The sequence below is a fragment of the Branchiibius hedensis genome, assembly GCF_900108585.1.
In the GTDB taxonomy this organism is placed as follows: Bacteria; Actinomycetota; Actinomycetes; order Actinomycetales; family Dermatophilaceae; genus Branchiibius; species Branchiibius hedensis.
The window spans coordinates 3213799-3237831 of record NZ_UESZ01000001.1 but is presented as its reverse complement, the minus strand read 5'-3'; the positions used below and the strand labels follow the sequence as shown (position 1 = coordinate 3237831).

Here is a 24033-nt window from a genome sequence, read left to right as displayed (position 1 = left end):
AGGTTTGACCCGTGAACGATAAGCGACGCGGCCTGGGACGCGGACTTGGCGCCCTTATCCCCACTGGACCGACGGGTTCCCGACCCACGGACGTCTTCTATGGCGACTCCGCCGTCGATGAGGAACGTTTCACGGGAAACATCGCCCCTCACGAGCGGGCTGGGGACACTGCTACCGAGACCCCCACAGATGCTGGTGACGCGGCCGCGGAACTCCAGCCGGTGCCGGGTGCGACCTTCGCCGAGCTTCCGCTGGACAGCATCCGCCCCAACCGGGATCAGCCACGGACCGTCTTCGATGAGGATGATCTGGCTGAACTCGTGCACAGCATCCGGGAAATTGGCATCCTGCAGCCGATCGTGGTGCGCACGCTGCCCGGCCAGGAGGCCGAGGCCGGTGGTCCGGCCTACGAGTTGGTGATGGGCGAACGCCGCTGGCGTGCCAGTCGCGAGGCCGGCCGAACGACCATCCCGGCGATCGTCCGCGACACCGCAGACGAGTTCATGTTGCGCGACGCGCTGCTGGAGAACCTGCACCGCGCTCAGTTGAACCCACTGGAGGAAGCGGCCGCCTATCAGCAGCTGCTGCAAGACTTCGGCTGCACCCAGGAGGAGTTGGCTGCACGGATCGGTCGATCGCGGCCGCAGGTCTCCAACACCATCCGGCTGATGAAGTTGCCGCCGCTGGTGCAGCGCCGAGTAGCCGCGGGTGTTCTGAGTGCCGGCCACGCCCGCGCCCTCCTCGGTCTGCCTGACGCGGCCGCCATGGAACGGGTGGCGCAGCGGATCGTCGCCGAGGGGCTCTCGGTGCGCGGCACCGAGGAAGTGGTGGCCACGGGCTCTGACCAGGCTCCCAGCCCGCGGGTGTCGCAGCCGGCACCGGATGACCCCGAGCTGACGGAGTTGGGCAATGCACTGGGCGACCGTCTTGATACCCGGGTGACGGTCAGCCTGGGGCGTAAACGTGGTCGGCTGACGATCGAATTCGCCGGGCAGGACGATCTGCGCCGGATCCTGTCAGAGCTCGGCGTCACCGGGGCCACGGACTGATCTGCAAGCGCCGACAAAGAAAGAAGGTCCGCACCGGGTTCTCGGTGCGGACCTTCTGCTGAGTCAGATTCAGCCCAGGAACGGTTGCAGTTCCTTCAGCAGCTTCGGCTTGGGCAGCGCGCCCACGATGGACTTGACGACCTCGCCACCGACGTAGACGTTGAGGGTCGGGATGCCGGTGATGCCGTACTTCGCCGACACCTGGGGGTTCAGGTCGGTGTTCAGCTTCACGACGTCGATCTTGTCCGCGTTCGCCTCGGCGATCTCCTCCAGGATCGGAGCAACGGCCTTGCACGGGCCGCACCAGGGCGCCCAGAAGTCGACAAGCACCGGCTTCTCGGACTTCAGGACATCGGAATCGAAGGTGGCGTCGGTGGTCTCCTTGGTGGCAGCCATGGGAGTTCCTTTCAGGGGCGGGAGGTTGGGCTCGGTAGTCGTGGACTCGTGCTGGTGTTCGCAACAACAAGCGGTCGTGCGCGGGGATTCCCCAGCGGTGACGCTCGGTGACAGCAGCGTCGGGACGGTCACCTCGTTGTCACCGAAAACAGTTGCGGCGCAATGACATTCACGAAATAACGATCGCTTCTGGTAACTGCTCGTCGGCGGCGATGCCGGCGAGGAAACGCTCGGCGTCGAGGCTGGCAGCGCAACCACTGCCCGCCGCGGTGATGGCCTGGCGGTAGGTGTGATCCACCAGATCACCGCACGCAAACACACCGGGCAGGTTGGTGGCGGTGGTCCGCCCCTGCACCAGGACGTAACCAGCCTCGTCAGTGTCGACCTGGCCGACGACCAGTTCGCTGCGCGGGACGTGCCCGATGGCGACGAACAGCCCGGTCACCCCCAGCTCGCGGGTCTGGCCGGAGTCCACATCGCGCAGCGTGACCGCGTTCAGCTTGGGATCACCGTGCAGAGCGGCGACCTCGCTGTTCCAGGCGAAATCGATCTTCGGGTTGCTCCGCGCGCGCTCGGCCATGATCTTGGAGGCGCGCAGCTGGTCACGGCGGTGCACCATCGTGACGCTTCGCGCGAACCTCGACAGGAACGTGGCCTCCTCGACGGCGGAGTCGCCACCACCGACGACCGCGATGTCCTGGTCCCGGAAAAAGGCACCATCACAGGTCGCACACCAGGAAACACCGTGGCCGGACAACCGCTTCTCGTCGGTCAACCCCAACTCGCGGTACGCCGAACCCATCGCCAGGATCACGGCCCGTGCTTGGTAGACCGTGCCCTCGGCGTCGGTGACTTCCTTGATGGGACCGGTGAGATCGAGCGCCTCGACATCGTCACGGATCAGCGTGGCGCCGAATCGCTCGGCCTGGGCCCGCATGTTCTCCATCAGATCCGGGCCCATGATCCCCTCAGGGAAGCCCGGAAAGTTCTCCACGTCGGTCGTGTTCATCAGCGCACCACCGGCGGTGACGGAACCTTCGAAGACGATGGGGGCGAGGTTGGCCCGCGCCGCGTAGACCGCGGCGGTATAGCCTGCGGGCCCGGAGCCCACGATGATCAGGTCGTGCACCTGCTGCGTCACGTATCTCTCCACTACTGCGGGGCGGCCGGCGTCCACCGGAAACGGCCTCTTGGATAACCGATCGTAGGCCCCGTGTGTTCCCGTCGTGACAGACGGTCAGGAGTAGACCTTCACATCGCCGATCCGGGTGCGGAAGACGTCGTTGTACGCGCTGAGTTTGGTGATCCACAGCAACACGTACTTCCCGGTCAGCGGACCTCCGGTGACACTCTGCTGGCCGGAGCCGTTGTTCAACGTCCCGAGCAGATCCTGCGCATCGCGCGACTTGCCGTCACTGACGTAGACCTGGATGGTCGTGGGATTACCCAGGACGTTGATGTCGACGCGACTGACCGATTGACTGCCGTCCAGCGTCAGCAGCAACCCCACGGCGTGTTTGCCGTTCTCGGTGAAGGTCTCCAGTTTGTACGGGTGGGTCGACCACGAGGTGTACTTGTTGCCGTCGATCGCCCGGTACGTCAACTGGTTGTTCTCGTTGCCGTCGCCGTCGGGGTCGTAGCTGGTGGCGCCTTCGATGGTCAGCAGCTTCCCGGTGACCGCAGCAGAGGTGGTCGGTGAGCTGGATTTTGACGCACTCGTGGTCGTGGTGGCGCTCGGCGAAGGAGTAGCCGCTGAACCACCGCGGTCGAAGAAGGACCGCAAACCGAGCAGGCCCAGGATCATCGCGATCACGACCAGTCCGCCCACGATGACCAGAGCCAGCCGGCTCGTGGCACGGTCCGGGTCGCCGTACACGTCAGGAATCAACGGCGCCGGCGGCTCCAGATCGGCGTACTCCTCCTGGTGCTTGGGCGGTTCGGGGGCCTGCGCCACGCGCAGTGTCGAAGCGTCGAAGGTGTGCGTGTCGTCCTGTTCGAGCTCGGGGCGCCGCCCGACCATCGTCGCGTCGGGGTCGGTGGGGTCGATCGGGGCAGCGACCGCAGCGCCCGAACCAGACACGGCGGCGGTGCGGGCACGGGCGGCTTGGTCACCCGACACCGAGTGCACGATCTCGGAGGACCATGGGGACAGCTGATGAGCCAGGGCCGTCGGCGTCGCCGGGCCCGCGTCCTCGATCAGGACCTGCTCGACCAGACCATCAAGATCGGAAGGTACGCCGCGGGTCACCTTGCCGGGTAGCTGCAGCACTCCGTTGACCGTCTGCGCGTCGGGCAGTCCGGCGACGGCTTCGGGACCGGACCACTGACCGGTCAGCGCGGCGTACAGGCAATGAACGAGGGCGACCGTGTCAGCGCGGGACGCGGCGTCGGCGTCCAGGTCGTCGGTGCCGGCCAGGGCAGACTCGATGGCCAGGCCGCGCACGGAGACCGCTCCGGAGCGGGAACGTTCGATGGAATGCGGGGTCAGCGCCAGGTGGTGCAGGCCACGGCCGGCGGCAGTGCCCAGGCCGATCGCGGCTTCACCGATGATGCGGCGAGCCTCCTCGGCCGGCAACGGGCCGAGTTGCGCCAACGCGGCCAGGGAATCGGTGCGATGCAGCGCCTCGCTGACGATGAACGCCAGGTCCTCCTGGGTGCCCACGTCCAGGACCCGCACCAGGTGCGGATCCTCCACGGCGGACGCCCGGCGGGCGCTGTCCACGGCAGCGGCGGAACCCGGTCCGTCAGCGTCGAACAGCGTGATCGTGACTTCCCGGTCAAGGGTGGCGTCGTGCGCGAGCCATAGCTCGTGATCGTCGGCCCGGCGCAGCAGTGTGGTGGTGGTGTAACGGTCGGCGAATACGCTGCCGCCCTGCACCTCGCGCACCTAGCCGCCCTTCTGATTCCGGTGTCCGAGGCCTTGGTGACCTGGACGCAACGCAGGCATCTTATGCGGTGCGGCGCAGCCTGTCGGTGACGGCTCGCACACGTGCGAGCAACGATTCGATCTCGGGAACATGCCAGGCCTTGGCCACACTGACGTAGACCACACAGAACAACGGGACGCCGAGCGCAACCTCCAGGAGGGCGACACCACGGGACTCCAGCGGGCTGCTCGGGGTGAAGACGCCGAGCGTGAAGTGATAGAACACCCCCACGACCACCGCGGCGACGAAGGCGGCGCCGGCGAGTTTGCCGTAGGTGCGAAGGACCCCGTTGCTGGGGACTCGACCCAAGTGGCGACGCACGAGGATCCACGCGATGCTCGCCTCGATGACGTAACTGAGCGACTGGGCGCCGGCCACACCCGCTCCGATGGCCTGGACGGGTAGCCGCGCCGCGAGCAGGGTGAACGGAATCGCGATCGCTGTGCAGACCACCTGCAGATAGAACGGTCGGATCGCGTCGCTGAAGGCGTAACACACCCGCTGGATCAGCACGCACATCGTGAACGGGATCATGCCGAGGCACATCGCGATGGTGGCGTCCGCGACCGCGGCGCCGGCGTTGTCCTTCGTACCGAACATGGCGATCGCGATCGGCCCGATCAGGATGAAGGATCCGATCGTCACCGCCACCGTGGAGACACCGGACAGCCGCATACCCAACGTCAGGTCATCCGCCACCGCACCACGGTCATCGCGGTGAGCGGCGTGCGACAGGCGGGTGTAGAGCGCGGTCACCAACGACAAGGTGATGACCGAGTGCGGCATCATGAAGAGCAGGAAGGCGTTGGACTGGGCAGCCTTGCCACCGAAACCGGGCGGCACCGAGTTCAGCACCCGCGAGGTGATGATCTGGCCGACCTGCTGCACAGCGACCGCGCCCAGCGCCCAGCCGGCGATCTTCGTGGTAGTGCGAGCCTCCAGACCCCGGAAGTGCCAGTTGCTAGCGAAGTGGTACCCACTGCGCCGCAACGGGATGATCAGGATCAGCGCCTGCGCAGCGATGCCGAGCGTGGCGCTGCCGGCCAGGACCGAGATCTCCGCCCAGGACCAGCCGTCGGTCTGTTGGATCCGCCCCGGGTCGGTCATCCCCCACAGCACCAGCAGGCCCAGGATCGACACGATGTTGGCCAGCACCGGCGCCCACATCAGCGCCCCGAAGCGGCTGCGCGCGTTGAGAACCTCTCCGAGCAGGGTGTAGGCACCGTAGAAGAACAACTGCGGCAGACAGACCAGGGTGAAGGCAACGCCCAGCCGCAGACGGTCGGGGTCAGTGGTGCTGTCGAAGATCCGATAGAGGTAGGGCGACCCGAGCATCAGGATCACCGTGATGGCGGCCAGCAGGATCATCGCGCGGGTCAGCAACGCGTCGGTGAAGCTCTTGCCGCCGTCGGCCTCCTTCATCGCTCGCGTGATCTGCGGGACGAGGACGGCGTTGATCACCCCTCCGGCCAGGAGCAGGTAGATCAGGTTGGGCAGGTTGTTCGCGGTGTCCCACACGCTGGCGGGTGCGCTGTTGACGCCGATGATGTGCGCCAGCAGGACAACCCGCAGCACGCCCATCAACCGGGAGACGATGGTGCCGGAGGCCATCACCACGCTCGAGCGCAGGATCCCCCCGCCGGCCGGCGGGTTCTGCGGGGCCGTCGGGTTGACCGCTGCTGCGGTGGGTGCGGCCGAAGCTGGCGGTGCGGAGGCAGGCGGGGGCGTCGTCTGCGGGTGCGTGGCCGGGGCCGTAGTGCGGTCCCGGCGGGTGTCCACCACGATGTCCGGCAGATGTTGGACCGAGCCGGTCTCCAGTTGGTCGAGCGCGGCCACGAACTCGTTGTCGGCCGTCGACTCGGGCAGATCGCTGCGGACCCACGCGTTGTACAAGCCACCCAGACTCGCCGCGATCGGGGGCGGCTCGACACTCGCAGGTGCGTCGTCGGAAGGTTGTCTGGGGCTCATTCTTCTTCGTCGTCATCGATGAGAGGCGCGGGTGTGACGGTAACAACCGCGTCGCTGGGCGTCCGGGCGCTGGGGTCGAGTTGCTCCGCGGTCCGCGGACCACGCCGGACCGCGCGGATCAACCCGACGACAAACACAATGCCACCCAGGGATCCCAGGACCCAGAAGATCCAACTCGCGGTCGGTCGTACGTCGACCTGCACCTGGGTGGTTTGGCCATCAGGGCTGCCGAGGACCAGACCCCCCGGTGTGCTGAGCGTCGCATCGACCGGCACCTGACCCTGGGCCAGCGCCTGCACGTGGAACCGGGTGGTGGCCCGGCCGGCGACGCCGAGATCGAGGGTGTGGGTGGGGTCTTCGACCTGCAGGATCGCCCGCCGTGGTGTCAGCGTCAGATGCACCCCTTCGACAGCGCGGGTCAGCGTACTGGTGACCGTCACACTCAACTGGCCCGAATCGGCGAAGAAGTTGACGTTGCCCGGGCTGACTGCCACCCGCGCGAGCAGGCCAGAGGTCGCCGTACTGGCCAGATGTAGGGACTCGGCAGCACTGGGCACGTCGGCCCGCCAGCGGGTCGAGAAGGTGGTGTCCAAGGCGGCGGTCCGGGCAGCGATGTCGTTCGTTGCGTCGACGAGGATGGTGCCGAAGCCGGTCAGCCGGCGTCGTTGCTGCTCAACGCCTTCCAGCAGGATGGCGGTGATCCCGGTGCGACCGGGCGTGGGGTAGGGCGTGCCCTCCGAGGGGGTCTGACGCACCTGGGCCACGGGGCCCGTCGCCAGGTCGGTCGCCGTTTGTTGACCCGTGTGATCGGCGGTCCAGGCGGCGGCTCGGGTAGCGATGAGACGGGCAGCCAGAACGGCCGGCTGGAGGGTCAGCTGTCGGGGGACCAACGCCGCGATCGAGCGCTGGTTGCTCGGCCCCTGCAGGTACAGGGCCAGGGTGTAGGCGAGCAGATGGGCCGATGCCGCGCCCTCCCCTGAGGGGTCAGCAGTGGACAGCAGCGAACTGAGCGTCTCGTCGTAGAGCAGCAGGCCGGCGGTCCCGGTGGCCCGGCGGGTCGCCGTCGTCACCAGGCCGGTGTCCGTGACCACCCGGTTGGGCTGGATGACCACGGGTGCGCTGCCTCGGGCGGCACGCCAGGTGCTGGCCAGTTGGGTGAGTTGCCGGTCGGTCTGCGCTTCGGCCGGGGCGGCGACCACGGTGTCGCTGATGGCGCGCAAATCCTCCGGCAGTCCAGGGCTCAGCGCCCGCTTCAGGACGTTCTGGTCACCACTGGCCAAGAGTCCCGACAGGTCGGGATCGTCCAGCGGGGTCCACCACACCTTCTGCTGGCCCTCGGCGGTGACGGACGCCAGCCGTTCGCGTAGCGCCGTCATCTCCGTCTCGATGGGGTCATCGGTCGGTGCGGCCGTCGTGTCCGTCGGCGTGGGGGTGGCGCCACCTGTCGGGTTCGTGGTCGTGGCAGCACTGGTGCCCGGCGCCGTTGCCGTGGGGGAGGCAGTGCCAGTGGGCGAGGTGGTGGCCGCGGGCAGATTGTCGTCCTGGGCCACCGGTTCGGTGACGATCCGCGGGTCGACCAGCCAGGTCACCGGCTGGCCGGCCAACGAGGTGAGCAGCTGGTCGATGGCGGATCCGCTGCCGATCGCCTTCTGCCAGGCCGCGGTGCGCGCGTCACCGCTCGGTCCGAAGAGCGCCGGGTCGGCAGGCAGCGTGAGCGGAACCACCCAGGTGACCGCCAAGCTGGGCGTAACCGAGCTTGCCGTCACCACCTGCAACGAGCTGCGCACGCTGCGCAGCACGGGCCCTCCGACGGTGCTGACACTAACCATCAGCGGCAAACTTGCGTACGAAGATCCTTGCGGTAGAGCACTTTTGGGGATTTTCACCGACCAGTTTGCACGACGCGACGGTGCGAGTTGCGACAGCGTGGTGGTGGCTACCGAGTTGGTCAGGTACGTCGTGTCGCCCGATTGCCAGTCGGCGAGCCGGGTCGTGGTGTCCAGCGATCGGCTGCCGAGACCGATCGTGATGACCGGGGTCATCGCATCGGTGGACTGATTGGTGACCGTGCCGGTGATGGTCACATCGGACGAGCCATCGGAGATCTGGGGGCTGACCGAGCCGATCGTCAACGCACCGGCTGTGTCCCAGTCCGCGGTCAGCGCACTGGCGGACGACGCAGGGACGCCGCTACCGAAACCGACTCCGATGGACAGCATCGCCACCACGACAGCGAGCAGCAGAGCGCGCAGCCAGGGCCGGCGGACGGGTCCAGACGCCACGGGTCTCAGGCGGTTCCGGCCAAACGCTCCCAGGCGAGCTGCACGATGCGGCGTTCGTTGGGGAAGGTCAGGTAGCGGTGCACCGTGTCCAACCGGAACCATCGCGCGTCCACTGCCTCATGATCGGGGTCGCCCTCGACGCTGATCGTTCCGCCGACGGCCTCGAGTAGATAGTGGTGCACGCGCTTGTGAATCCGGAACTTGGGTGTCGTGAACCAGTAGTCGATCGTGCCGAGGGTCAGCAGGGCCTGACCGACGATGCCGGTCTCCTCGGCCACCTCCCGGACGGCGGTCTCGACCAGGGTCTCGCCGGGCTCGACGTGCCCTTTCGGTAGACACCACTCGAGCTTGCCGGCCCGGTTGTGCCGCGCGATCAAGGCGATCCAGGCCAGTCCGTCGTTGACGTCGATGACCACCCCACCTGCGGAGATCTCCTCCACCGCAGGCAGCCGCCGCACACTGCGGCTGGCGCGGGGCGGCGACAGGCTCATTTCAACACTGTAACCACGGGCACGGCGCTGAGGGTGTCTTCGCCTAACCTTGGCGGGTGCCTGAGCCTGACCCCGTGAATGAGTTGCCGTACGCCGAGTTGCAGGCTCGCGCCGTACGTCACCTTGCGCCCGTCCTGGGCGTGCTCACCGATCTCGGGGCACGATTCGCTGCCCAGGGACACGAGTTGGCGCTCGTCGGCGGCCCGGTGCGGGACGCGCTGCTCGGGCGCACACCCAGCGATCTGGACTTCACGACGTCCGCGAGTCCGGAGCAGACGCAGGCGATCTTGGACGACTGGGCCGACGCGACCTGGGACATGGGCCGCGCTTTCGGCACGATCGGGGGCCAGCGCGGCGCGGACACCGTTGAGATCACGACCTACCGGGCGGACGTCTACGACCGCACCAGCCGCAAGCCGGAGGTGATGTTCGGCGATTCGCTGGTCGATGACCTGCGCCGGCGTGATTTCACCGTGAACGCCATGGCGTTGCGGTTGCCGGAGCCGGAATTCGTCGACCCGTTCGGCGGGTTGGGCGATCTGGCGGCCCGCATCCTGCGCACGCCGGCCCCTGCGGTCGAGTCGTTCGCCGACGATCCGTTGCGGATGATGCGCGCGGCCCGCTTCGTGGCCCAACTCGGCTTCACCGCATCCGCCGAGGTCGTCGGCGCGATGACCTCGATGGCCTCGTCGCTGGAGATGATCTCGGCCGAGCGGGTGCGCGATGAGTTGTCCAAGCTGCTGCTGGCCGATCGTCCGACGCCGGGTCTGCGGTTGCTGGTCGACACCGGCCTGGCGGGCGTCATGTTGCCGGAATTGCCCGCGCTGCAATTGGAGGTCGATGAGCACCACCGGCACAAAGACGTCTACGAACACTCGCTGACGGTGTTGGAGCAGGCGATCGCCCTCGAAGGACCCCGGGAGGTTCCTGGGCTCGGTCCGGTGGAGCCGGTGCCCGGACCGGACCTGGTGCTGCGGCTGGCGGCGCTACTGCACGACATCGGTAAACCGGCGACACGACGTTTCGAGGCGGGCGGTGGAGTCTCCTTCCACCACCACGAGATGGTCGGCGCGAAGTTGACCAAGAAGCGGTTGAAGGCCCTGCGGTATCCGAGCGACATCGTCAAGGACGTGTCCCGGCTGGTCGAGTTGCACCTGCGGTTCCACGGCTACGGCGGCGGGGAGTGGACCGACTCGGCCGTCCGCCGCTACGTCACCGACGCCGGTCCGTTGCTGTCCCGGTTGCACCTGCTGACCCGCTCGGACTCCACCACCCGCAACAAACGGCGGGCCGCGGCGCTCGCGGCGTCCTATGACAGCCTCGAGCGGCGCATCGCGGTGGTGCAGGCGGCCGAGGAGTTGGCAGCTGTCCGCCCGGAACTCGACGGCAACCAGATCGCTGAAACCCTTGGTATCAAACCGGGTCCGGTCCTGGGGCGGGCGTACAAACACCTGCTGGAGTTCCGCCTGGACGCTGGGCCGGTCGGCCCGGACGCCGCGCGAGCGGAGTTGCTGCGCTGGTGGGCGCAGCAACCCGAGGCTCAGGCCTGAGCCGACCGCAACGTCTCGATCAGCGGGGTCGTCGGACGGCCGATCAACCGCGACAACGTCCCGTCGGTGAAGGCCAGGTCACCCTCGGCGATGTTGGCGTCCAGCCCGGTCACGAAGCCGATCGCGCCATCGGGCAGACCGGCCTGCTTCAGGTCCGCAACGTGTTCCTCTGTGGAGACGTCCTTGCTGACCACGGCGCGCCCCAGCACCTCGCCCAGCGCAGCCGCCAGATCGTCGTACGTCCAAGCGGTGTCGCCGGCCAACTCGTAGGTCTGCCCGAGGTGCCCGTCGGTGGTCAGCACGACGGCCGCTGCTTCGGCGAAGTCCTGGCGCGCCGCAGAGGCGACCTTGCCCTCGTGGGCGCTGCCCAGCAGCACACCGCTGTCCCGGACCTCGTCCAGTTTGGGCAGGTAGTTCTCGTTGTACCAGTTGTTGCGCAGGATCACCGTGGGCAGCCCACTGGTCGCGAGCGCCTCCTCGGTCGCCTTGTGCTCCGGCGCCAGGATCAGGCGGCTCGTGGTCGCGAACGGCGCTGAGGTGTAGACGAATTCGGTGATCGTCTCGCGAGAGGCAGCGGCCTGGATGACGGCCGTGTGCTGGGCGACGCGCTGACCGACTTCGCTACCGGAGACCAGCAGGACCTTGTCCACCGGCTCGGCGCCGACCAGCGCGGCGAGGATGGTTTCCGGCCGGTCGTAGTCGAGCTCGGCAGCGCCCACTCCGCGGTCGATCAGGTCCGCGATCTTGTCCGGGGTGCGGGCGCCGGCGATGATCTGGTTCGCCGGTACGCCACGCTGCAGCAACGCCTCGATGGCCAGTCGGCCGAGGTGTCCGGAGGCGCCGGTGACAAGGATGGTCATGGTGGTCCTTTCGCGAAGAGGTCTGTTCGCGGCAACCTGCAGACCGTCGTTCCCATTCCCGCCCGGCACAGACGGGTTTGGTCACGGATGGCTGCTTCCACCGGGAAGAAGCCATCCGTGACCACCGTCGGGAACGGGGAGGGAACTAGCTCTCCGCGAGGATCAACTCGTCATCCAGCGCAAGCTCCTGCGTGCCGCGGCCGCCTCGGGGACGCAGCGCCACCATCAGCACCGCGAACCCGATCGCCAACAATCCGCCGGCCACCGCGAACCCGCGGTCCGCACCGGTCACGAACGCATCGGTCACCGCTGCCGGTGTGGCCGAGGTCGGGTGCGCCGTCGCGAACACGGTCACCAGCACCGCGAGACCGAGGGCACCGCCGAGCTGCTGGGTGACGTTGACCAGACCCGAAGCAACCCCGCGATCGGCGGGCTCGACCCCAGTCAGGCCCGCGGCGGTCAGCGGGACGAACGCCGACCCGTTGCCCAGGCCCAGCAGGATCATCGGCACGACCATGGCGGCGTACGACGTGTGCGCGCCCAGGATCAGCGCCATGGATCCCAGCCCGATCGCCGAGAGCGCCATCCCGATACCAGCGATCACCCGCACGCTGTAACGGTCCGCCAACCACCGCGAGACGATCTGCGACGAGGCGAAGACCGACACCGGGATGGGCAGGAAGGCCAGGCCGGTCTGCAGCGGTGTCCAGCCCAGCACCAACTGCAGGTACTGGCTCATGAAGAAGAACGCACCCATCGAGCCAGCCACCAGGAGCAACCGGGCGACGTACGCCGTGGAGCGCTCGCGGTGCGCGAAGAGCCGCAGTGGCGTGATCGGGTGGCTGACGATCGACTCGTTGAAGACGAAGGCCGCCAACAGGACCGCGCCGGTGATGAAGGCGATCAACGTGCCCGCGTCGCCCCAGCCGTCTTCGGCCGCGCGGATGAATCCGTAGACGACGGTGCTCATCCCCAGGGTCACCAGGAGTGCGCCGAGGGCGTCGGCCGGGGTGCGCGTGGTGGTCGTGCGGGGCAGCACCATCAGGGCCGCCACGAAGACCGCGACGCCGATCGGTGCGTTGACGAAGAAGACCCAGCGCCAGGAGGCGAGATCGGTCAGGAGGCCGCCGGCGATCAGACCGATGGCCGCGCCGGAGGCGGAGACCACCGTGTACCAACCGATCGCCCGGGTCTGCTGGCGCCCCGGGGAGACGCTGGACATCAGGATGGTCAGCGCTGCGGGAGCCAGCATCGCCGCGCCCACGCCTTGAAGTGCGCGGGCGCTGAGCAGCACCGCGACGTTCGTCGCGAAACCGCCGAGGACCGAGGAAGCGGTGAACAAGGTCAGGCCGGCCAGGAAGACCGAGCGTCGGCCGAAGATGTCGCCCAGCCGCGAGCCGAGCAGCAGCAGACCGCCGAACGCGAGGGTGTAGGCGTTGATCACCCAGGACAGGCTGGCGGCGTTCATCGACAAGTCCCGCTGGATGTCCGGCAGGGCGATGTTCACGATGGCCGCGTCCAGCACGATCATCAGCTGGGTGATCAGGACGACGGCGACGATCACGCCGGTACGACGTGACATCCCCGCGGAGGGAGGGGTTTCGGGGGTGAGGGCCGGCGCGCGAGAGGTTTCAGTGTGTGTCATGTCAGTTAGCCCTTCGAGGAGTATGGGGCGTAGAATCGCAACAAGCGGAGGATTTCTCCGGTTGCGATAGAACGACTATACGGAGGCATCCTCCGGTTATGCAAGTGGTGCCTCGAAGGTGGTGTGGAGTCCATGGGGGAAACGTCGACGACGATGTCGCGTGATCAGCGGACTGCGACGGCGGATCCGGAAGCGAATTCCGTTGCGGCAGAAGCGAAGAAGCCGCTGCGTGCCGACGCCGCCCGGAACCGCGCCAAGTTGCTGACAGCCGCTGCGGACGCGTTCGCCCAGCAGGGTGTCGAGGTGTCCCTGGAGGACATCGCGGCGGCTGCCGGGGTCGGTATCGGGACCCTTTATCGCAACTTCCCGACGCGTGAGGATCTGGTCCTGGCGGTCTACGCCGACCAGGTCAGTGCCCTGGAGCAGCGGTCGCAGGAGCTGCCCGAGCAGTTGGCGCCCGCCGAGGCACTGCACGAGTGGATGCGCGGCTTCGTGGACTTCTATGCGGTCAAGCGCGGCATGGTCAATCTGCTGCGCTCGATGCAGAGCACCAACCAGGCGCCGTTCGAAGGCACCCGGGAGAAGTTGCTCGCCTCCGCTGACCGTGTCCTGCAACCGGCGATCGAGGCTGGCGCGGTCCGGCCGGACGTGAGCGCCAGTGAGATCACCCGCGCCCTCGGCGGCATCTGCCTGGCGACCGCTCCGAACGCCGATGACACTGCGTTGCCACTGGTGGATCTGATCTTCGACGGGCTGCGCTACGGCTGCCCGGTCAACGTTGCGGCCGACCCGGGCACCACCTGAGCCACTCGGCGTACCTGCCGATCTGGTCCTGGTCGGTCAGGGCCTCAGTCGGTCACGATGACGAGGACTTCGCCCTCCTGCACCACGTCGCCGCGGCGGACGCGCACGGCGGTCACGGTGCCGGGGAACTCCGGCGTCACGGGGATCTCCATCTTCATGGACTCCAGGAGCACCAACTCCTGGCCGGCCTCGACGTGATCGCCGACGGACACGTGGACGGCAGCAACCTCGGCAACCAGGTCCGAGGCAATCTCCTGATGGGGCACCTGGCCAGTCAAGCACTGGCTACGCCGCGGCCGCGCGGTGTGATTCGCCGGAAACCGTGCACGTTCTTTGTGCGTTCCACACAGCAAGAGGTGCGCGGTCAGTCATGACATCGGTCATGGCCGCCGATCCAACTCGCGATGTATCGTGAGTTGGTCTGCACCCGTCGGTACCGAAGGAATCCCATGACAATCATCGCCAGCATCGTTGCGGCCGCCTGTTTGGCGCTGCTGGTCGGGCGGATGACCGGTCGCGTGCCGCAGCACTCGACCGGGGGTGCTTTCCTTGGTTTGATCGTGTGTGGAGTGCTCGGGGCGGGGTGGGTGTTCCCGCTGCTGCCGCTGGTGTTCGTAGGCTGGGTCGTGTTGGGGCCGGCGCGCCGGGAGCACAAGCGCTCACTGAAGGCGGCGCGGCGCGCACATTTCGAGGGAAGGTGGCAGCAGATGGCTGACACAGGTGCTGGTCAACCATGCTGTGACAACCCGATGCCGCACCGGCACCGGCCCTATGAGCCGCCCACGGCCGACACTCCCCGCCGCCGTCGGCCCTACGACCCTCCGGGCACGCAGACCCGGGTCGCGGGTGGCGACCAGGGTCTCCTGCAGTACGCCGCAGACACCCGGCTGCCGGAATCCAGTCGCGAGCGGATCGGCGCGCTGCACGACCGGCTGGCGGAAGCCGTGAAGTATGTCAAGGAGCGCAACCTCGACTCCGGCCTGCACGGGTTCAATCTCGAGCAGATCCGCGACGACTTCGCGCCGAACGCCATCAAGACTTTCCTGGCCCTGCCGCCGTCGACCGCGCGGACCACCGTGATCGTCGATGGCAAGACCGGTGAGGTGCTGCTCAACGAGCAACTCGACCTGCTGATCAAGGGCGTCGACCAGCAGTTGGTGTCGGCGGCCATGGCCAGTGGCGATGAGATGGTGGCCAGCGAGCGGTTCCTGCGCGAGAAGTTCGGCCCGCGGCCCGCCGATCTCGACCTGGACTGACGCCTAGGTGTAGTGCCCCGCCAGGTTGGGTACGCGGTCTGCGGGTGAGCCACCTTTGAGCGCGGTGTGTGCGCGGTGGTGATTGTAGATGTGCAGGAAGTCCTCGTACGCGGCGGCGCGTTCGGTCTCGCTGGTGTAGGGGCGGGCGTAGGCCCACTCCTCGGTCAGGGTCCGGTTGAACCGCTCGACTTTCCCGTTGGTTTTCGGGGTGTAGGGGCGGGTGCGTTTATGGGTGATCCCATGGTCCTGCAGCATGTTCCGGAATAGGTGGGAGCGGTAACAGGACCCGTTGTCGGTCATCACCCGGTCCGTGGTGATCCCGACCTGCGCGAAGTGCGCCACCGCCCGTTGCATGAACGCGGTCGCGGTCTCCTTCTTCTCATCGGCCAGGATCTCTGAGTAGGCGTACCGGGAGTGGTCATCGACCGCGTGGTGCAGGTAGGCATACCCCCGCCCACTGCTGGAGGTAGCACGGGAGTTAGCTTTCCCCGCAGCGCGGCCATGGACCCGGTGTCCACCCCCATCGGGGATGCGGCCCAGCTTCTTGATGTCCACGTGGACCAAATCACCCGGGGCGTCGCGTTCGTAGCGCACCACCTTTCGACGACCGGCCCGTACCGGGGCACCAGTGGCCGGGTCCGTCCAGGACAACCGAAGACACCGGTACCGGGTCAGGATGCGGTGCACCGTGGCCGGATTCATCCCCAGGTGGTAGGCGATCCGGGCCGGCCCCCACCGCCGCGAAACCCGTAACCCCAGGACTCGCCGTTCCCGGCGCCTACTGGTGCGGTGCGGACATGACTGGGGCCGGCTGGGACGATCGCACATCCCCGCCGCACCATGCTGGCGGTACCGGGCCGCCCAGCGGTGCGCGGTGGTGACCGAGACCCCGAACCGGTCTGCGGCCCGCCGCAACGGCCACCCATCGTCCACCACGCACCGCGCCAGGCGCAGGCGACCAGTCGCAGAAAGCGGGGCATTAGCGTGGACCATGAGGACCTCCGGGTTTGGGGATGTGTTTGCTTCGTCGCTTCACACCTCACCCGGAGGTCTTCCTCAAGTCACGCCGACAGGCCGAGAACCGTTCCTAACGTCCCGGGGCAGTACACCTAGGCGTTCACCGCCGCCAGGCGTTGGCTGAACTGCGCTCGCGCTATCTCGACACTTCTGAGGCTGCGCCGGGCGAATGCGGTGAGCCTGGACCCGCTCGGACTGCGCTCGATGATCCGGGCGCCGAGCCGCACCTCCATCCGTTGGATCCGCCGAGACAGGGCGGGCTGGGTCAGACATAACTGGGCCGCCGCGCGGTTCACACTGCCTTCGCTGGCCAGGGCCTGCAGCACGGCGATGTCCTCCTCGTCCAGACCGGCCGACTCACTGCGAGCGGTGCACGTCACGCGATCAACCTGCGGTCCCGTCGACGAGCGAGGCGCATCCAGCACGACCTGACGGTCGTGGGCGCGATAGCTGTCGCGCAACGCGGCCGCCAACCGATCAACGAGGTGTTCCCCGAGGCGGTGCTCGTCGGCCCAGAGCACCAAACGGCGCTCGGCCGGCACCGGCAGCCGCACCAGGTCCACCGGGTTCGTCGCCGGGATGATGGTCAGGGGCGAGGCCAGCGACACAGCATCGCCGAGGGCGACCAGCCCCTGCAACGTCACGACGCAGTCCACCAGGCGTATCGCGGGATCGGCTATCCCCATACGCTGCAACACCGTTCGCACTAGAGGCTCGCCGGAGGGTGTGCTCACCCAGGGCAGCCGTGCGAGCTGCGCAGGCCCGGCGGTGCGTAGTCCGGCCTGCAGCCGGCGGGCAATCACGAGGGCGACCTGTTCGGTCGCTATCAGCCGGCGGGCGAACGGGCCGATCGGCATCGCATCGGCCGACTCCCACACGTAGGCAACATCAACCGCTCCGGCGTCCAATCGACGTACGGCGTCCGGTGCCGTTGTCTCGGTCAGGCTCAGCAGCGTGCTGGGTTGGCCTGTGGCCATGTCGATGGCCACGCGTTGGTAGCGGCTACCGATCACGGCCAGTCGCACGGTGGGGACGCCGGGGTCATCGGCGGGGGCGGTGATCTGCTCCAACCGGCGCAGATATTCACGTGATGCGGCGAGCAGCGCCAGGCCAGCGGTGGTGAGTCGTAGATCCGTGGGATTGCCCTGCACCAGGTGGCCGTGCTCATCGGCCAACCGGCGGACGGCCCGCTGCAGACAGGCCACGCTGCGGTGCAGTTCTTGGGCGGCCGTGAAGAGGTTGCCGTGGACATGCACGGCGCCGAGGACGGCGACTTCCTGGGCGGTCAGTGGTTCGGGGAGCGTTGCGGTCACGTGGGGGTCCGTTCGCCGCGTGGCCGGGTGTGCACCAGCCACTACGTCCTACGATCCCGCGGCCTGCATGAACAGCGGGTAAGGCGACGGCCAAGATTGCCCCAGATCCGTCGTTGGCCTTGTCACGATTCTGAGGATCACGAGCTTTTGGAGGAGATGTGCGGCGGTGAGCATCCTCAACAACGTCCATCTCCTCAGAATCGGTGCGGCGACGGGCCGGGGGTCTAGCCTCGGGTGATGGTGAGGGTTTCGCGAGCGCCCTTTCCACCATCACCGCCAAAGTTTGGGCGCACGGATCGCAGATCGCAGCGCCCGTGACGGCAATTCCGACGGCGAGTCCATCGACGCAGATGGAGAACGGTTGCGACGTCGGCGTCGACTACCGATACACCGTCACGGTGACCCCGACGCCCTGAGTCGGCTGCTCGATCACTCCAGACACGCGAAGGCGGCCCACCCCGGAAGGGATGGGCCGCCGTACGTCAATCAGTAGGCGAACTCAGCGTTTGTGGAGCCGACTCCTTGACCTCGGACTCCGGCCGCGTGCTCGCAAGCTCGCCCGCAACCTGCGCCTCGCTCTGCGTCGGCGAACTCAGCGAGCCTCGGTGCCGGCGATGAAGCCCTCCAGGCGGGCGCGGCCCTCGGTGTCCTCGCGCTGCTCCGGCGGGGACTTCATCAGGTAGGACGAGGCGGACAGCAGCGCGCCGCCGATGCCACGGTCCTTGGCGATCTTCGCCGCACGGATCGCGTCGATGATGATGCCGGCCGAGTTGGGGGAGTCCCAGACCTCGAGCTTGTACTCCAGGTTCAACGGCACGTCACCGAACGCGCGGCCTTCGAGGCGCACGTAGGCCCATTTGCGGTCATCGAGCCACGCAACGTAGTCCGACGGGCCGATGTGCACGTTCTTGTCGTTGATCTTGCCCGACAGCGGACCGTTCAGGTTGCTGGTCACGGCCTGGGTCTTGGAGACCTTCTTGGACTCCAGACGCTCGCGCTCGAGCATGTTCTTGAAGTCCATGTTGCCGCCGACGTTCAGCTGGTAGGTACGGTCCAGCGTGACGCCACGGTCCTCGAACAACTTGGCCATCACGCGGTGGGTGATGGTCGCGCCCACCTGGGACTTGATGTCGTCACCGATGATCGGCACACCGGCGGCCTCGAACTTCGCGGCCCACTCCGGGTCGGAGGCGATGAAGACCGGCAGGGCGTTGACGAAGGCGACACCCGCGTCGATCGCGCACTGCGCGTAGAACTTGTCGGCGTCCTCGGAACCCACCGGCAGGTAGGAGACCAGCACATCGGCCTTGGCGTCCTTGAGGGCCTGGACGACGTCGACGGGCTCCGCGTCGGACTCATCGATGGTCAGGGCGTAGTACTTGCCGATGCCATCGAGGGTGTGACCGCGCTGCACGGTGACGCCGGTCGGCGGCACGTCGGCGATCTTGATCGTGTTGTTCTCCGAAGCGTTGATCGCCTCGGACAGGTCGAAGCCGACCTTCTTGGCGTCCACGTCGAAGGCGGCGACGAACTCGACGTCACCGACGTGGTACTCGCCGAACTTCACGTGCATCAGGCCGGGGACCGTGCTGTCCGCCGGAGCGTTCTTGTAGTACTCGACACCCTGGACCAGCGAGCTGGCGCAGTTGCCGACGCCGACGACGGCGACGCGGATGGATCCCATGGACATAGCTCCTTGTGCGGATTTTCTACTTGGTTTCAGTGGTGGACTGCTGGGTTGCGGGACGGCCGGCCCGCTCGGTCTCAATGAGTTCGGACAGCCATCGGACTTCGCGTTCGGTGGATTCCAAACCGTGTCGGTGCAACTCGGTGGTGTAGGCGTCCGCGCGCTCGCGGCGCTGGCGGGAGGCCTCACGGGCGGTGTCCAGACGCTCCTCGAGGCGCGACCGGCGACCCTCGAGGATGCGCAACCGCACGTCCTGGCCGGTCTGACCGAAGAACGCGAAGTGGACGTCGAACGAGCCGTCCTCCCAGGAACCCGGACCGGCGTCGGAGAGCATCGCTTCCAGCTGCTCCTTGCCCTCGGGGGTCAGCGCATAGGTGATCCGCGAGCGGGAGTTGATCGCGTGACCCGCCTCGTCGGCGGCGCTCGCGGTGACCCAGCCGCGCTGCTGCAGTGTCTTCAAGCAGGGATACAGCGAACCGAAGGACACCATGTGGAAGGCGCCGAGGATGCCGGACAACCGCTTGCGGATCTCGTAGCCGTGCAGCGGTGAGTCGTGCAGCAGGCCCAGGACGGCAAGCTCGAGCATCGCGCCGCGGCGGTTCGCGCGGGTGGGGCTCATGGCGGCTCTTTCCTGGTGCTGAGGAGTGACACGGTGAAGCGGGACTGCGATATAACGAGACAACGTTAGCGCTCGATGTATCGAAATGATACATCGAGCGCTGTGAATCTGATTACAACGGGTGTTGCCCGGTGTGCCGCGGGATTCTGCGGCCCACGGCCGCTGCGCACCTCGCCAAGGGGGCCTGCCGACCAGCGCGTTCGCAGGAAGCGCTAAGTTGCGCGGCTACCCTTCTTGATCGTGAGCGATCAGTCCGACGTACCCGCCGACACGGCGACCACCACCCATGGGCGGCCGACCAAGCGGTCGTCGGGGCGGCCGAAGAAGAAGAAGAAGCAGAAGAAGAAGCACGGTCTGTTCTTCAAGGTCGTCGTCGGCACGCTGCTGGGACTATTGGGCCTGATGCTTGCGGTCATTGCCGCACTCGTGGTCATCTACTTCACCACCGACATCCCGCAGGCGAACGCGGATGCGACCAAACAGATCTCCATCGCCTACTACGACGACGGCAAGACCGAGATCGGCCGCCTCGGCTCGATCAACCGGGTCCCGGTGACGTTGGACAAGGTCCCGGTGCAGACGCAGCACGCGTTTCTGGCGGCGGAAGATCGCAACTTCTACGAGAACAAGGGTGTCTCACCCACCGGCATCCTGCGGGCGTTGTGGTCCAACATCCGCGGCGGCTCGATCAAGGGCGGTGGCTCGACGATCACCCAGCAATACGTCAAGAACTACTTCCTGACCCAGGACCAGTCGATGTCGCGCAAACTGCGCGAGGCGATGATCGCGATCAAGATCGACCAGAAGTACTCCAAGGACCAGATCCTGGAGGACTACCTGAACAACGTGTACTTCGGCCGCGGCGCGTACGGCATCCAGGCCGGAGCGCAGGCCTACTTCGGCGTCGACTCCGACAAGTTGACGCTCAACCAGGGCATCTTCCTGGCCAGTGTGATCAACGCGCCGAGCCTGTTCGACCCGGCGTACGCCGAGGGCAACATGGCCCGCGCCCAGTCCAGGGCGGCGTACGTCGCTGACGGCATGGTCACCAAGGGTTGGCTGACCCAGGAAGAACGCGCCAAGCTCACCCTGCCGACGTTCCCGGTGATCAAGCAGAAGTCGAGTGTCTCCGGCCCCAACGGATACATCATCCAGGCGTTGCGCAAGGAGATGATCAACAAGCTCGACATGACCGACAACGACATCGACCGCGGTGGGCTGCGGATCGTCACCACGATCAACAAGAAGGACCAGGACGCAGCCATCGCGGCAGTCAACAAGGTCGTGCCCGAAGACATCCGTAACCAGGGCAACATCCACACCGGACTGATGGCTCAGAAGCCGGACGGGGCCGTGGTCGCGATGTATGCGGGCACCGACCCGCAGAAGGAAGCCTCCGCCACGCAATACCAACTGCTGCAGGGCGGTTCGAGTTTCAAGGTCTTCGGTCTGGCAGCGGCGATGAAACAGGGGATGAACCCCTCGACCACCTACTACAACGGCCCGGCCGAGCTGTACGTCGGCGGCTCCGGCAACGGTTCGGTGGTGCACAACTTCGGGAACGAATCGTTCGGCCGGATCAACCTCGTGACGGCCCTCGCGCACTCGGTGAACACCGTGTTCGTGCAACTCAACAAGGACCTGGGCGACGACTACAAGCCGACCCTGCAGGCGGCCCAGGACCTGGGCATCCCGGCAACGGACCCGGGCATGTTGGACACCAAGGAACCGGCGACCTTCATCAACAACATCCTGGGTACGCCGGCGGTGAAGGTGGCCGACATGGCCACGGCGTACAACACCATCAACAACAACGGAACCAGGGTCGATCAGTACTTCATCAGCAAAATCACCAGTGCCGGCGGCGGCGCGGACTACACGCACAGCCAGTCCGGCACCGAGGTCCTGACCAAGGACCAGGCCACCACCCTGACCCGGGCGATGTCACACGTTCTGACCGACCGGGGGGCGACCGGATCCACCGCCAACGACATCCTGGGCCGACCCGCGGCAGGTAAGACCGGTACCTCGGGAACCACCAGTGAAAGTGGTGCGATCTGGTTCACCGGCTACACCCCGGGTCAGCTCACGACCTCGGTCGGGATGTTCAAACCGAACAGCCAGGGCGGTACGGATGGGCAGATCACCTACAACGGTCAGCCGGCCACCGGTGGTGCGCTGGCAGCACGGGTGTGGGGCTACTTCATGAAGAGTGCACTGGCCGGTCAGCCGGTGGCCGAGCTGCCGAAGTCATCGGGCGACAGCGGCGCGACGTTCACCCGCCAGCCGACCTACACCAGCCGGGAGACCCAGCCGCAGACAACGACGTCCACTCCCTCGTCGACCGTGACCACCTCTGAGCCACCGACGTCCACGACGAGCACCACGACGACGCCGACGCCCACCAGCACCACCACGCAACCGCCGTCGACGAGCACCACCCAGCCCACGCCGACGCGCACGCAGGAGCCGACCACGACCGTGTCGCGGGAGCCGGAGCCCAGCAGTACCCAGGCCCAGAGCGCCACCCAGAGCGAAGAGCCGAAGGTCCCGGTGGCGCCGTAGCGGACGCCGGGCCCGGTTTAGTCTGATCGCGATGAGCGTGATCGAGGAGGGTGCGCAGGACCCGGACGGTCCCGGCGGCCAGGTGAGTGACGAGGCCGACCAGGAGCGCGGCGTACGGGAAAGGGCGGCTCGCGAACGCTTCGAGCGGGCCCGGGTGCGCACGCCGAGTCGGGTCGAGGGTCCGGCCATCGTCGGGTCCCAGGTCTTCGGCGGAGCGGTGGGCCGGTTCGCCACGATCGGTCGTCGCGGCTGGCCGTTCGTAGCGGCGCTGCTGTCTGCTGCTGCCAGCGTCATGGTCGCGCTGTCGGTCCTGCAGAAGAGCCATTGCGTGAAGGTGGGGTGGGGTTCGCCCGGCTCGCTGTGGCGGGCCTGCTACTCCGACATCCCGATCAGTGGCGGCGGCTCCGGCGGGCCGTGGGCGTCCGGCGGACCGGGCCAGTCGCAGCCAGTGCTCACTGCCGTCCTGACCTGGTTCGCGCAGAAGATCGTGCCGGGCGGAAGCAGCCTCGAACGCCAACAGATGCTCTTCGCGGTCGGCGCCGTCATCGTCGTGATCTGCATTGCCCTCACCGTCACCGCGACCGCGGCGACGCTGCGCAACACCCCCTGGCTCGCCGCGCACGTCGCGCTCAGCCCGGTCCTGATCACTGCCTCGATGGTGTCCTTCGACGTCTTCGGGGTCGCGCTGGCCGCACTCGGTCTGTGGGCGTGGGCGCGGCACCGACCGTTGCTGGCCGGGGTCCTGCTGGGCGCCGCCGTGATGGCCCGCAGCTACCCCTTGGTCTTCGTCGCCGTGCTGGTCCTGCTGTGTCTGCGCGACGGGAGACGGCACGACCTGACGCGGCTGGTCGCGGGTGTGATGGGCGTCAGTGCGATCTGTATCGGGCTGGCAGCGGCCGTCGGCGGTGAGCCGTTCGCGCCGTACGCCGGATGGAACGACGCCGGACCCGGATACGGATCGGTCTGGTTGTTGCTGCAGATCGCCGGGGTCAACATCCCGGCACACCCGTTGACCGTCATCGCCCTGGCCGGCTGGGTGATCGCACTGCTGGTGGGATTCATCGCGGTCCGCGTCCGTCCGGACGTCGCCTTCGCGCCGTTGGCCCTGCTGATGCTCGTCGTGGTCCTGCTGACCGGGAAGGCCATCCCGGTGCAGGCGTGTCTGTGGCTGCTGCCGTTGCTGGCGCTGTGCGCCGTGCGCTGGCGCGATCACCTGATCTGGGCCGGCGTGGAGATCGTCTACTTCATCATGGTGTGGATGTACATCGCCGCGCCGAGCAACGCGCCCAAGGGACTGCCGGGGGCGGCGTACGCCGTGTTCAGCCTGGCCAGGACGTTGGCCTACGTGGGCATCGCCTGGGCGGCCTGGGACTCCAGCGCCAGCGCCCGTACGGCGATCGGCGGCGACCCGGTGCACCGGCCGGTCCCCGCGCGCAGCGCCACCCTCGTCGCGCTGCCGGTCGGCGATTAGGGGCCGACCCCGCGCTGCCGATAGACTCGGGTGTCTTACCTGTCGCCTGTGGATAGTTTCTGCGGGTTGTCGGTGTGCTGCGTCACAGTGGTACCCATCGACGGACAGGTAGGCACGCTGCAACCCTCCTGTC

The 24033-nt window shown here is 67.4% G+C and carries 19 protein-coding genes; 6 read left to right on the top strand and 13 right to left on the bottom strand.

Going from position 1 to position 24033, the window contains the following annotated elements:
• The first annotated feature begins 11 nt into the window (after positions 1-11).
• Positions 12-1049 (top strand): ParB/RepB/Spo0J family partition protein, encoded by a 1038-nt coding sequence (locus DR843_RS15700; protein WP_109687306.1) that lies wholly within the window; start codon positions 12-14, stop codon positions 1047-1049.
• 69 nt (positions 1050-1118) lie between these two features.
• On the opposite strand, the gene trxA is transcribed toward DR843_RS15700, so the two are convergent.
• From trxA to DR843_RS15665, 6 genes are all read right to left on the bottom strand, one after another.
• Entirely contained in the window at positions 1119-1445 is a 327-nt protein-coding gene (trxA, locus tag DR843_RS15695) for a thioredoxin (RefSeq protein ID WP_109687305.1), read from the bottom strand.
• 169 nt (positions 1446-1614) lie between these two features.
• Entirely contained in the window at positions 1615-2586 is a 972-nt protein-coding gene (gene trxB / locus DR843_RS15690; protein ID WP_211310262.1) for a thioredoxin-disulfide reductase, read from the bottom strand.
• A 96-nt stretch (positions 2587-2682) separates the two neighbouring features.
• Positions 2683-4332, bottom strand: a complete 1650-nt coding sequence (locus DR843_RS15685; RefSeq protein WP_109687301.1) for a protein kinase family protein — start codon at positions 4330-4332, stop codon at positions 2683-2685.
• 61 nt (positions 4333-4393) lie between these two features.
• Entirely contained in the window at positions 4394-6340 is a 1947-nt protein-coding gene (gene murJ / locus DR843_RS15680) for a murein biosynthesis integral membrane protein MurJ (protein ID WP_109687299.1), read from the bottom strand.
• On the bottom strand, positions 6337-8622 hold the full coding sequence (locus tag DR843_RS20150; protein ID WP_170119895.1) for a hypothetical protein: 2286 nt from the start codon (positions 8620-8622) through the stop codon (positions 6337-6339). Before DR843_RS20150 ends, murJ begins: the two co-directional genes overlap by 4 nt.
• Before the next feature lie 5 nt (positions 8623-8627).
• A complete protein-coding gene (locus DR843_RS15665) occupies positions 8628-9113 on the bottom strand; it encodes an NUDIX hydrolase (RefSeq protein ID WP_109687295.1) in 486 nt (161 codons plus the stop codon).
• Positions 9114-9169: 56 nt separating this feature from the next.
• Here DR843_RS15665 and DR843_RS15660 point away from each other — a divergent pair, with 56 nt between their 5' ends.
• Entirely contained in the window at positions 9170-10663 is a 1494-nt protein-coding gene (locus DR843_RS15660) for a CCA tRNA nucleotidyltransferase (RefSeq protein WP_109687293.1), read from the top strand.
• Here DR843_RS15660 and DR843_RS15655 read toward each other — a convergent pair.
• Both DR843_RS15655 and DR843_RS15650 read right to left on the bottom strand, forming a co-directional pair.
• Positions 10654-11523, bottom strand: a complete 870-nt coding sequence (locus DR843_RS15655) for an SDR family oxidoreductase (RefSeq protein WP_109687291.1) — start codon at positions 11521-11523, stop codon at positions 10654-10656. The two genes, DR843_RS15660 and DR843_RS15655, sit on opposite strands and share 10 nt — an antisense overlap.
• A 145-nt stretch (positions 11524-11668) precedes the next feature.
• Positions 11669-13105 carry an MFS transporter gene (locus DR843_RS15650; RefSeq protein WP_170119894.1) on the bottom strand — a complete coding sequence of 479 codons (1437 nt, stop codon included), beginning with the start codon at positions 13103-13105 and terminating at the stop codon, positions 11669-11671.
• Between the two features lie 195 nt (positions 13106-13300).
• Here DR843_RS15650 and DR843_RS15645 point away from each other — a divergent pair, with 195 nt between their 5' ends.
• A complete protein-coding gene (locus DR843_RS15645; protein WP_211310261.1) occupies positions 13301-13972 on the top strand; it encodes a TetR/AcrR family transcriptional regulator in 672 nt (223 codons plus the stop codon).
• Between the two features lie 44 nt (positions 13973-14016).
• On the opposite strand, the gene DR843_RS15640 is transcribed toward DR843_RS15645, so the two are convergent.
• Entirely contained in the window at positions 14017-14238 is a 222-nt protein-coding gene (locus DR843_RS15640) for a biotin/lipoyl-binding carrier protein (RefSeq protein WP_109687288.1), read from the bottom strand.
• Positions 14239-14421: 183 nt separating this feature from the next.
• Between DR843_RS15640 and DR843_RS15635 the strand changes: the two genes are divergently transcribed.
• Positions 14422-15228: a hypothetical protein gene (locus tag DR843_RS15635; RefSeq protein WP_109687286.1), complete on the top strand. Its 807-nt coding sequence runs from the start codon at positions 14422-14424 to the stop codon at positions 15226-15228.
• A gap of 3 nt (positions 15229-15231) precedes the next feature.
• Here DR843_RS15635 and DR843_RS15630 read toward each other — a convergent pair whose 3' ends face one another.
• The 4 genes from DR843_RS15630 to DR843_RS15610 all read right to left on the bottom strand — a co-directional run bounded on the left by DR843_RS15630 (position 15232) and on the right by DR843_RS15610 (position 19864).
• Positions 15232-16221 carry an IS481 family transposase gene (locus DR843_RS15630; protein ID WP_109683852.1) on the bottom strand — a complete coding sequence of 330 codons (990 nt, stop codon included), beginning with the start codon at positions 16219-16221 and terminating at the stop codon, positions 15232-15234.
• A 116-nt stretch (positions 16222-16337) separates the two neighbouring features.
• Positions 16338-17558 carry a LysR family transcriptional regulator gene (locus tag DR843_RS15625; RefSeq protein WP_109687284.1) on the bottom strand — a complete coding sequence of 407 codons (1221 nt, stop codon included), beginning with the start codon at positions 17556-17558 and terminating at the stop codon, positions 16338-16340.
• A gap of 592 nt (positions 17559-18150) precedes the next feature.
• Positions 18151-19242: an inositol-3-phosphate synthase gene (locus DR843_RS15615; RefSeq protein ID WP_109687280.1), complete on the bottom strand. Its 1092-nt coding sequence runs from the start codon at positions 19240-19242 to the stop codon at positions 18151-18153.
• Between the two features lie 25 nt (positions 19243-19267).
• Positions 19268-19864 (bottom strand): PadR family transcriptional regulator, encoded by a 597-nt coding sequence (locus DR843_RS15610; protein ID WP_245934155.1) that lies wholly within the window; start codon positions 19862-19864, stop codon positions 19268-19270.
• A gap of 240 nt (positions 19865-20104) precedes the next feature.
• Between DR843_RS15610 and DR843_RS15605 the strand changes: the two genes are divergently transcribed.
• Both DR843_RS15605 and DR843_RS15600 read left to right on the top strand, forming a co-directional pair.
• Positions 20105-22429, top strand: a complete 2325-nt coding sequence (locus tag DR843_RS15605; protein ID WP_109687278.1) for a transglycosylase domain-containing protein — start codon at positions 20105-20107, stop codon at positions 22427-22429.
• Positions 22430-22460: 31 nt separating this feature from the next.
• The gene (locus DR843_RS15600; RefSeq protein WP_109687276.1) at positions 22461-23900 is read left to right on the top strand and encodes a glycosyltransferase 87 family protein; all 1440 of its coding nucleotides are present in this window, start codon (positions 22461-22463) and stop codon (positions 23898-23900) included.
• Positions 23901-24033 lie beyond the last annotated feature (133 nt).

Bases quoted from the DNA above. Each gene is read 5' to 3' on its own strand.
- trxA (WP_109687305.1), bottom strand. From the start codon at position 1,445: ATGGCTGCCACCAAGGAGACCACCGACGCCACCTTCGATTCCGATGTC.
- murJ (WP_109687299.1), bottom strand. From the start codon at position 6,340: ATGAGCCCCAGACAACCTTCCGACGACGCACCTGCGAGTGTCGAGCCG.
- DR843_RS15615 (WP_109687280.1), bottom strand. From the start codon at position 19,242: ATGGGATCCATCCGCGTCGCCGTCGTCGGCGTCGGCAACTGCGCCAGC.
- DR843_RS15645 (WP_211310261.1), top strand. From the start codon at position 13,301: ATGGGGGAAACGTCGACGACGATGTCGCGTGATCAGCGGACTGCGACG.
- DR843_RS15650 (WP_170119894.1), bottom strand. From the start codon at position 13,105: ATGTCACGTCGTACCGGCGTGATCGTCGCCGTCGTCCTGATCACCCAG.
- DR843_RS15630 (WP_109683852.1), bottom strand. From the start codon at position 16,221: ATGGTCCACGCTAATGCCCCGCTTTCTGCGACTGGTCGCCTGCGCCTG.
- DR843_RS15665 (WP_109687295.1), bottom strand. From the start codon at position 9,113: ATGAGCCTGTCGCCGCCCCGCGCCAGCCGCAGTGTGCGGCGGCTGCCT.
- DR843_RS15635 (WP_109687286.1), top strand. From the start codon at position 14,422: ATGACAATCATCGCCAGCATCGTTGCGGCCGCCTGTTTGGCGCTGCTG.
- DR843_RS15600 (WP_109687276.1), top strand. From the start codon at position 22,461: ATGAGCGTGATCGAGGAGGGTGCGCAGGACCCGGACGGTCCCGGCGGC.
- DR843_RS15655 (WP_109687291.1), bottom strand. From the start codon at position 11,523: ATGACCATCCTTGTCACCGGCGCCTCCGGACACCTCGGCCGACTGGCC.
- DR843_RS15610 (WP_245934155.1), bottom strand. From the start codon at position 19,864: ATGAGCCCCACCCGCGCGAACCGCCGCGGCGCGATGCTCGAGCTTGCC.